Genomic DNA, 1,034 nt, shown 5'->3' with positions numbered 1-1,034 from the left:
CGGACCACAGCGACCGCGGGACCAGCGACAACCGTCCCCGCGGTTGTCGCCCATCGATGTCCGTGGGCGTCCGGCGGTACTGGCTGCGGGGCCCTGGCCGCATCCCTGGCCGCATCCCTGGCCGCATCCCTGGCCGATCCGTCCGCGCCGGCCGCTCCGTCGCCGTCCGCGACTTGGCGATCAGTGACATCAGCCGCAGACAACTGTCATCCATCCTACCGTCTTCAGCTACTGTGAACACGGGTTGTACTGTCTCAACCGACGCGCTAACGTCGGCCTGCTCGAGGCCTCATGCGATCATCGGGCAAGCACTCCTCCCGAGCGATCCACAGGTTTCAGGCATTCATCAGGAGCGGACCGGGGGCCCGGGTCCGATGGGCAGGACAGAGGTGGGGGGAGAGAACGCGGTGGAGCTGTGTGCGACAACGACAGCGGCACTGCCGGAGCGGGGTGAAACGCGGCCGGGCGACGGCTATTCACCCGTGACGTACCGGCGCGTGATGCCGGCGGGCCTGCTGCCGGTCGCTCCAGAAATCCGGGGACCAGTTGTGGGCGGCAGCCGTTCCGCAGGGGAAGCAGGGCACAGCCGCCTCCATCGGGTCCGACGTATACATCCTTTTTGTCGTCAAGAGCATCCCTGTCGTCGGGGACGCCGGTACCGACACCGTCCGAACTGTCATGAGAGCGCTTTCCCAAGGGCGGTCGGCTACCCGCCCGAACACGCGCACGCCACCATCGGCACAGCCACGATCGGCACAGCCACGATCGGCACAGCCACGATCGGCACAGCCACGATCGGCACAGCCACGATCGGCACAGCGATGTCCCGGACCCCGACACGCCATGGCTGGACTCAGATGAACCCGTGAGTTCCGGCCCGGCCGAGCGCGACAGCCTCGCACTCGGGATTCGTCCGCCGAAAGCACCGGCCGGCCTGGTGGGCATCCAGCAACAGGCAGTGCCCAGGGCCCGCACATCGCCGCTAGGCAGAGCCGCGCTACCTCGCGGACGGGCCCGGTCCAGCCGCTACGCGG

It is taken from the genome of Protofrankia sp. CiP1_Cm_nod2 (assembly GCF_920664355.1).
Classification (GTDB): domain Bacteria; phylum Actinomycetota; class Actinomycetes; order Frankiales; family Frankiaceae; genus Protofrankia.
This window is presented reverse-complemented; position numbering follows the sequence as displayed.